Raw genomic sequence first — 7,261 nt, forward strand, 5'->3', positions numbered from 1 at the left:
AGCAAATTGGCATGGGTTCGCCCGATCCGCGCGGCGACCGCCTTCAGCGTCACCGCTTGCGGCCCGCTTTCGACCAGCAGCACGCGGGCGGCCTCCAGCGCGGCCTCTCGCGAGGCTTCGGGGCTGAGGCGGCGGCGCGGGGGCGTCGACGGGGCGGTGGGAAGGGGGCTTGCCATAAGGGAGGATGTCGCTTAATTAACACTGGTGTCAGTTATCATTCTGTTTCCCATCTACAGGAGGTTTCCGTGGCGAAAGCAACCGCTCCCGCCGATCTGACGATCACACCGCGCGACCGGCGGTTTGCGCGCGGGCAAAAGGTGCGTCGTTGGTGGCTGAACGACGATCCCTATGCGACCGCCTTCTACAATGCGCTATCGGTGACGTTTCCGAAGGGGGAGGGGTTCTTCGTCGACAGTGTGCGGCAGTTCCGCGAGGGCACGCCGCCACGGCTGGAGCGGGAGATCAACGCCTTCATCAAACAGGAGGTGCTGCACACGCGCGAACATGTGGCGTTCAACCGGCATGTCGCCGATCAGGGCTATGACACCAGTCTGCTCGATCGCGATGTCGATGCCGCGCTGGCATTGACCAAGGGACGCCCGCCGATCGGCAGCCTCGCCGCGACCTGCGCGCTCGAACATTTCACCGCGATGCTGGCGCACGAACTGATCGCCGATCCCCGGCACCTGCGCGGCGCGGACCCGCAGGCGCGCGCGCTGTGGCTGTGGCACGCGGCGGAGGAGATCGAGCACAAGGGCGTCGCCTATGACACTTGGCTGCACGCGACGCGCGACTGGCCGCGCTTCCGCCGCTGGTGGGTCAAGTCGCTGGTGATGTGGATCACGACGTGGCGCTTCTTCACCGGCCGCGCGCGCGGCATGGCCGAATTGTTGCGGCAGGACGGGCTGACCGGGCCGGCAGCATGGTGGCGGATGTTCCGCTACGCCTTCGGCCGCCCCGGGATGGCGCGCAAGATGGCGGGCGTCTGGTTCGCATATTTCCTGCCCGGCTTCCATCCGTGGAAGCATGACGATCGCACGCTGATCGGGCTGGCGGAAAGCGACTATGAAGCGGCGGTGTTGCCCGCGGCCTGAACCGGGCCGGCGGGCGGCGGCGATCCTTTCTCACCGAGCGTATGCCCCGGGCCGTCACCCCGGCGGCATCGCGGGGTGACGTGGGTTCGCTTCACCTTGTTCTCGCGCTGCCGCGGCGCGACATCACGCCGCGATCGGCATCGACTCCGGGTCCGGCTGTGCTTCCCCGGCGTCGGTCCATGCGATCGCGAAGTCGATGCACTCCACCTCGTGCCCCCGCGCCGCGGAATAAAGCCGCGAGCGCGTGCCCGTCTCGGTCATGCCGAGCTTGCGCATCACCTTGCCGGACGCCGGATTGTCGACATGGTGCCGCGCCAGCACACGGCGCAGCCCCAGCGTGTACCGGGCGATGTCCAGCACCGCGCGCGCCGCCTCGGTCGCGAAGCCGCGGCCCCAGGCGTCGGGGGTGAGCCAATAGCCGAGTTCCCAGCCGCCCGGTGGTTCGCGATGCAGGCCGATACCGCCGATCAGCCGATACGCGCCGAACCGTTCGCAGATCAGGAAGCGCGGCTCGTCTGCGGGAGCGGGCCGGCAGAGGAACGCCGCGGCATCCTCGACGCCGTAGGGGAAGGGCACCCGCGACAGATGACGCACCACCGGCTCATGCGCGATCGCACGGGCCAGCGCGGGTGCATCTTCCGGCCAGCCGGGCCGTAACGTCAGTCGGGGCGTCAACGCGAACATGCTCCATCTCCTCAATGCGTTCGCTGCCATGCGTCGATGACGCAGGCGCGACACAGGGCAGGGGAGGGAGCATGAAAAAAAAGGGAGCCGGGGCGGACCCGTCTCCCTTATCTGGCTGGGCTCCTGCGATGGAGCCCCGGGTCGCCCTGGAGGGCAACCCGTATGGTCACCCGATGTTATTCGGCCGCGGCCTGAATCATGTCCACCGAGCAGAACTTGCGACCAAGCTTGCCGTCGTGGAACACGACACGACCGTCGACGAGCGCGAACAGGGTATGGTCCTTGCCCATGCCCACGTTGCGGCCCGGATAGAATTTGGTCCCGCGCTGACGCACGAGGATGTTGCCCGCGATCGCTTCCTGACCGCCGAACTTCTTCACGCCAAGACGACGGCCGGCCGAATCACGACCGTTGCGCGACGAACCGCCTGCTTTCTTATGTGCCATGCTGCTCTACTCCTGTTCGCGCTGGGCTCAGCCGACCGAAACGATCTTGAGGATCGTGTGGTTCTGGCGATGGCCGTTCTTGCGGCGATAATTGTGACGGCGGCGCTTCTTGAAGACGATGACCTTCTCGCCCTTCGCCTGTGCGACGATCTCGGCGGCGACGGTCAGACCCTCGACGCTCTTCAGCTCCGAGCCTTCGCCCGCGAGCAGGACATCACCCAGCGTGATCGATGCGCCGGCTTCGCCGTCCAGCTTCTCGACGACGATCTTGTCTCCGGCGGCGACGCGATACTGCTTGCCGCCCGTGCGCACGACTGCGAACATGGCTCTTATACTTCCCAAATGTCATGGCCCGCGGAGGTGGCACCGCCGCGAGAGAAGCGCCGCAGCTAAGCGATCGGGCGATTCGTGTCAACCGCTAAGCCGGGCTGTCACGTCCTGCGCTGCCGGTGGCATCCCGCCGGCCCCGGTCGATCGGCGCGCGCTCAGTGGCGGTGGACGGTTTTCAGCCCGTAGCGGCCGTTGACGAAGCGATCGAACATGCCGGCGATCGCGGGATGCTCGACGGGCTCGTCGCTGTCGTCACGCATGAGATTCTGCTGACTGACATAGGCGACGTAGCTCGACTCCAGGTTCTCCGCGAGCAGATGGTAAAAAGGCTGATCCTTCGCCGGGCGGAAGGTTTCCGGGATTGCCTGATACCATTCCTCACTGTTGGCGAAGACCGGATCGACGTCGAAGATCACGCCGCGAAAATCGAGCATGCGATGGCGAACGACGTCGCCGATCGAGAAGCGCGCATGCGCGACCGCGGGGGCGATCGGATCACCCGCACGGTCGGTGGCGCCCGCGTCGCCACGTGCGGCGGCGCTGCGCTGCGGAAGGGGCAGGGATTGTCGGTTCATCCCCCCAATCTAATCAACAAATCGCGCGGCACAACGCCTGAACGCTTGCACCCCGCTGCCAGACTCGCTAGGGGCGCCGCTCGATCGCAGCCGGTCGGCCGTTCCGGCCCCCGGTGACCCTCGCGGAGAGGTGCCAGAGTGGTCGATTGGGACGGTCTCGAAAACCGTTGTGCCCTCACGGGTACCGTGGGTTCGAATCCCACCCTCTCCGCCATCTATGCCGTCTGCAGGCCTCGCCAAATCGTCGGAAATTCGCGATAAAAGCTCGAAAATCGGCGGGCTTTTGATGCCGCTGTGTTTCACTCGATCCGACACAATCCCACGTGAGCGCTCACATCAATGGGTCCTGACCCTAGCTGAACGACCGCCCGCTTACGGCTAGTCGCTAAGATAGCGCGAGCGGCTGTGTTTGGGCCAAAAGACCTAGAATGGCGTGCAACCAGTCGCACCCTGTCGGCCTACGCAACTATCGCCGGTCCGGCTCTATCGAGATGCAACGACCCAATAGCTGACACACCACCGAACGGCGGTAATCAAGAACGGCGGAAAAGCTGGCGCACCCGACAGGATTCGAACCTGTGGCCTCTGCCTTCGGAGGGCAGCGCTCTATCCAGCTGAGCTACGGGTGCGTGGAGGGTTCGCCTAGCAGGGCTTGCGGGAGCGCGCTACCCGGATTTTGCGTCAGCGCGCGATCGTTACCGGCTGGAACGGGGCGAGGCCGCAACTGGCGCCGCGTGTGGGGCCGGCCTGGTAGAGGACGGTGATGATGTCATTGGCGCACAACTGGCTGAGCGAGGTAGCGTAAGAGAAACGTCGCTCGAAACCGAGGCCGGGGCACCCCTGCGGCAGCACGACGCGATAGTAGCGATTGCCCGATACGCGGAAGTCGATCACCGAATCGCTGCGGACGAGGCTTTCGCGTAGCGACTGGATCGGAACGCAGGCCTGCGGCTTGCCGGCCGGGGTGGCGACGGGCACCGCGGCGCGCCGGTCGCGTGCTGTGCCGGGTGCGGTGGCCAGCGCGGCGAGCGCGACGGCGGCGAGAAAGGCGGTGGGCAGCAACGGGCGCATGGTCACTCTCCATCAGACAGGCCATCAGTCGGGCCGGCGGCAAGGGCCTTGGTACGCGGGGCCTTAGTACGCGGGGCCTTCGGCGCTGGCGTCTTCAACTTGAACGCACATAGATCGATCTCGATGCATCGCCAGCATTCGGGCGTGCGCGCCTTGCAGACATAGCGTCCGTGCAGGATCAGCCAGTGGTGCGCGTGGACGCGAAACGGCGCGGGCGTGGCCTTGTCGAGCGCTTTTTCGACCGCCAGCACCGTCTTGCCGCGCGCCAGCCCGGTGCGATTGCCGACGCGGAAGATATGCGTGTCCACCGCGAAGGTTTCGGCGCCGAATGCGACGTTCATCACCACGTTCGCGGTCTTGCGCCCCACACCGGGGAGCCGTTCCAGCGCGTCGCGATCGGCGGGCACGCGTCCGCCATGCTCCGCGATCAGCGCCTCGCTGAGCGCGATGACGTTCTTCGCCTTGGTATTGAACAGGCCGATCGTGCGGATGTGCCGCTTCAGCGCGTCGACGCCCAGCGCGACCATCTTCTCGGGCGTATCCACCTCGGCGAACAGGGCGCGCGTGGCCTTGTTGACGCCGGCGTCGGTTGCCTGCGCGGATAGCACCACCGCAACCAGCAGGGTGTAGACGTTGACCGATTCCAGCTCGGTTTCCGGGTGCGGGTTCGCCTCCGCGAGCCGGCGGTAGAATTCGACGACGTCGGCCTTCTTCAACGAGCGATCCTCAGAGGCCCAGCACTTCCGCCATCGCGTAGCGCCCCGGCACACGCCCGGCGAGCCACAATGCGGCCTTCACCGCGCCGCGCGCGAAGATGCTGCGATCCTCGCCGCGATGGCCGATCTCGATCCGCTCGCCCTCTCCGGCGAAGATCACCTGATGATCGCCCACCACCGAGCCACCGCGCAGGCTGGCGAAGCCGATCGTGCCCTCGCTGCGCGCGCCGACCAGCCCGGCGCGGCTGTCGACCCGCACCTCCGCCAGCCGCGTTCCGCGCCCCGCCGCGGCCGCCTCGCCGAGCAGCAGCGCGGTGCCGCTGGGGGCGTCGACCTTGTGGCGATGATGCATTTCGGCGATCTCGATATCCCAGTCCGGGCCAAGCCGCGCCGCTGCCTCGCGCACGAGGATGTTGAGCAGGGTCACCCCCAGCGAGGTATTGCCGGTCTGCAGCACCGCGATCTCGTCCGAGGCCTGTTCGATCAAGGCATGGTGGGTCGGCATCAGCCCGGTCGTGCCGATCACGATCGGTGTGCGCGCCGCGACCGCGGCGGCAAGATGCGGCTCCAGCGCGGCGGGGGTGGAAAAGTCGACCAATACATCCGCCGCCTGCGCCAGCGGTAGTGGATCGCCACCGGCATCGACCCCGCCAGCAATGATGGCGCCCTCGGTTTCCGCGATCGTCGCGATCGCGCGGCCCATGCGGCCGTTGCTGCCGTAAATGCCGATCGCGGTCATGCGCGCTGTTCCTTCGGCGGCGGGGAGGGGGGGAGAAACGGCATCATCACCGCTTCCCTTCGCATATATCGGCGGGGTTTTAACAGAGGACAACTCCGATCACGGCGAATGGGTGGGGCGATCCTTCGCGGACGATGATGTCAGCGGTATGAACCGGGAGGGAAGATGCTCCGGCATCCGCCCTCCCGTCCACGTCCGTCACGCCACCGACAGCGCCAGCTTCCCGTCGCCCTCGTCGACGTGGACGGTCGCGCCATCCTTCACCTCGCCGCGCAGGATCAATTCGGCGAGCGGATCCTGCAGGTAGCGCTGCACCGCTCGTTTGAGCGGGCGCGCGCCATAGACCGGGTCGTATCCGACTCGGCCCAGCCATGCGCGGGCGGCATCGGTCAGGTCGAGCGATACCTTGCGATCCGCCAGCAGCCGGCCGACACGCGACACCTGGATGTCGACGATCGGGCCCATATGGCCCTGACCGAGCCGATGGAACAGGATGATCTCATCGAGCCGGTTGAGGAATTCCGGGCGGAAATGCGCGCGGACGATCTCCATCACCTGCGGCTCGACCGTCGCGACGTCCTGCCCCTCGTCCATATTGGCGAGGAACTGGCTGCCGAGATTGCTGGTCAGGATGATCAGCGTGTTCGAAAAATCGACCGTGCGGCCTTGTCCGTCGGTCAGGCGGCCGTCGTCCAGCACCTGAAGCAGCACGTTGAACACGTCGCCATGCGCCTTCTCCACCTCGTCGAACAGCACGACCTGATAGGGGCGACGGCGCACCGCCTCGGTCAAGACACCGCCTTCCTCATAACCGACATAGCCCGGCGGGGCACCGATCAGCCGCGCAACAGCGTGCTTCTCCATGAATTCGCTCATGTCGATCCGCACCATCGCGCTGGCATCGTCGAACAGGAATTCGGCGAGCGCCTTGGTCAACTCGGTCTTGCCCACCCCGGTCGGGCCGAGAAACAGGAAGCTGCCCAGCGGCCGGTTGGGGTCCTGCAACCCGGCGCGCGCGCGGCGCACCGCCGTGGACACCGCTCGCACTGCATCGGCCTGGCCGATCACGCGCTGCCCCAGCACCTCTTCCATGCGCAGCAGCTTGTCGCGCTCGCCCTCCAGCATCCGCTCGACGGGCACGCCGGTCCAGCGGCTGACGACGCCCGCGATGTCGTCCGCGGTCACTTCCTCGCGCAGCATCGCGCCCTGCGAGGTCGCCTGTGCCTCGGCGAGCTGCTTTTCCAGCGCGGGGATGCGACCGTAGGACAGCTCACCCGCCCTAGCGAGGTCGCCGCTCCGCTGTGCCTGCTCCAGCTCCAGCCGCGCGGCGTCGAGCTGTTCCTTCAGCTTCGCCTCGCCGGCGATCTTCTCCTTCTCCGCCTGCCAGCGAGCCGTCAGTTCGGACGATTGCTGCTCCAGATTGGCGAGTTCACCCTCCAGGGTCTCCAGCCGGTCGATCGAGGCGGCATCGGTTTCGCGTTTCAGCCCCTCGCGTTCGATCTTGAGGCGCAGAATGCGGCGGTCGAGCGCCTCGATCTCCTCGGGCTTGCTCTCCACCTCCATGCGGATGCGGCTGGCGGCCTCGTCCATCAGGTCGATCGCCTTG

General features: G+C 66.7%; 9 protein-coding genes and 2 tRNA genes. 2 read left to right on the plus strand and 9 right to left on the minus strand.

Features of this window, described 5'->3' with window-relative positions; all coding sequences use genetic code 11:
• Window positions 1–245 precede the first annotated feature (245 nt).
• The gene (locus ACFDSW_RS13835) at window positions 246–1,094 is read left to right on the plus strand and encodes a metal-dependent hydrolase (protein WP_375250866.1); all 849 of its coding nucleotides are present in this window, start codon (window positions 246–248) and stop codon (window positions 1,092–1,094) included.
• Between the two features lie 123 nt (window positions 1,095–1,217).
• Here the strand turns inward: ACFDSW_RS13835 and ACFDSW_RS13840 are convergent, their stop codons facing one another.
• From ACFDSW_RS13840 to hspQ, 4 genes are all read right to left on the minus strand, one after another.
• Window positions 1,218–1,778: a GNAT family N-acetyltransferase gene (locus ACFDSW_RS13840; RefSeq protein WP_375250867.1), complete on the minus strand. Its 561-nt coding sequence runs from the start codon at window positions 1,776–1,778 to the stop codon at window positions 1,218–1,220.
• 176 nt (window positions 1,779–1,954) lie between these two features.
• Window positions 1,955–2,224: a 50S ribosomal protein L27 gene (gene rpmA / locus ACFDSW_RS13845; RefSeq protein WP_066491693.1), complete on the minus strand. Its 270-nt coding sequence runs from the start codon at window positions 2,222–2,224 to the stop codon at window positions 1,955–1,957.
• A 27-nt stretch (window positions 2,225–2,251) separates the two neighbouring features.
• Entirely contained in the window at window positions 2,252–2,548 is a 297-nt protein-coding gene (gene rplU / locus ACFDSW_RS13850; protein WP_017979337.1) for a 50S ribosomal protein L21, read from the minus strand.
• Window positions 2,549–2,709: 161 nt separating this feature from the next.
• Window positions 2,710–3,129 (minus strand): heat shock protein HspQ, encoded by a 420-nt coding sequence (hspQ, locus tag ACFDSW_RS13855; RefSeq protein ID WP_375250868.1) that lies wholly within the window; start codon window positions 3,127–3,129, stop codon window positions 2,710–2,712.
• A gap of 124 nt (window positions 3,130–3,253) precedes the next feature.
• Between hspQ and ACFDSW_RS13860 the strand changes: the two genes are divergently transcribed.
• Window positions 3,254–3,343: transfer RNA gene (locus ACFDSW_RS13860), tRNA-Ser, on the plus strand.
• Between the two features lie 338 nt (window positions 3,344–3,681).
• Here the strand turns inward: ACFDSW_RS13860 and ACFDSW_RS13865 are convergent.
• The 5 genes from ACFDSW_RS13865 to ACFDSW_RS13885 all read right to left on the minus strand — a co-directional run.
• Window positions 3,682–3,758 (minus strand) — tRNA-Arg (locus ACFDSW_RS13865).
• Window positions 3,759–3,810: 52 nt separating this feature from the next.
• Window positions 3,811–4,200, minus strand: coding sequence for a hypothetical protein (locus ACFDSW_RS13870; protein ID WP_375250869.1), 390 nt, complete (start codon window positions 4,198–4,200; stop codon window positions 3,811–3,813).
• A gap of 2 nt (window positions 4,201–4,202) precedes the next feature.
• Complete coding sequence (gene nth, locus ACFDSW_RS13875) at window positions 4,203–4,916, minus strand: endonuclease III (RefSeq protein WP_375250870.1); 714 nt, start codon at window positions 4,914–4,916, stop codon at window positions 4,203–4,205.
• Window positions 4,917–4,926: 10 nt separating this feature from the next.
• Window positions 4,927–5,655, minus strand: a complete 729-nt coding sequence (gene dapB / locus ACFDSW_RS13880) for a 4-hydroxy-tetrahydrodipicolinate reductase (protein WP_375250871.1) — start codon at window positions 5,653–5,655, stop codon at window positions 4,927–4,929.
• 198 nt (window positions 5,656–5,853) lie between these two features.
• A partial coding sequence (locus tag ACFDSW_RS13885; protein ID WP_375250872.1) for an AAA family ATPase occupies window positions 5,854–7,261 on the minus strand: 1,408 nt, incomplete at its 5' end.

This window comes from Sphingomonas sp., assembly GCF_042091075.1.
Taxonomy (GTDB): Bacteria; Pseudomonadota; Alphaproteobacteria; order Sphingomonadales; family Sphingomonadaceae; genus Sphingomonas.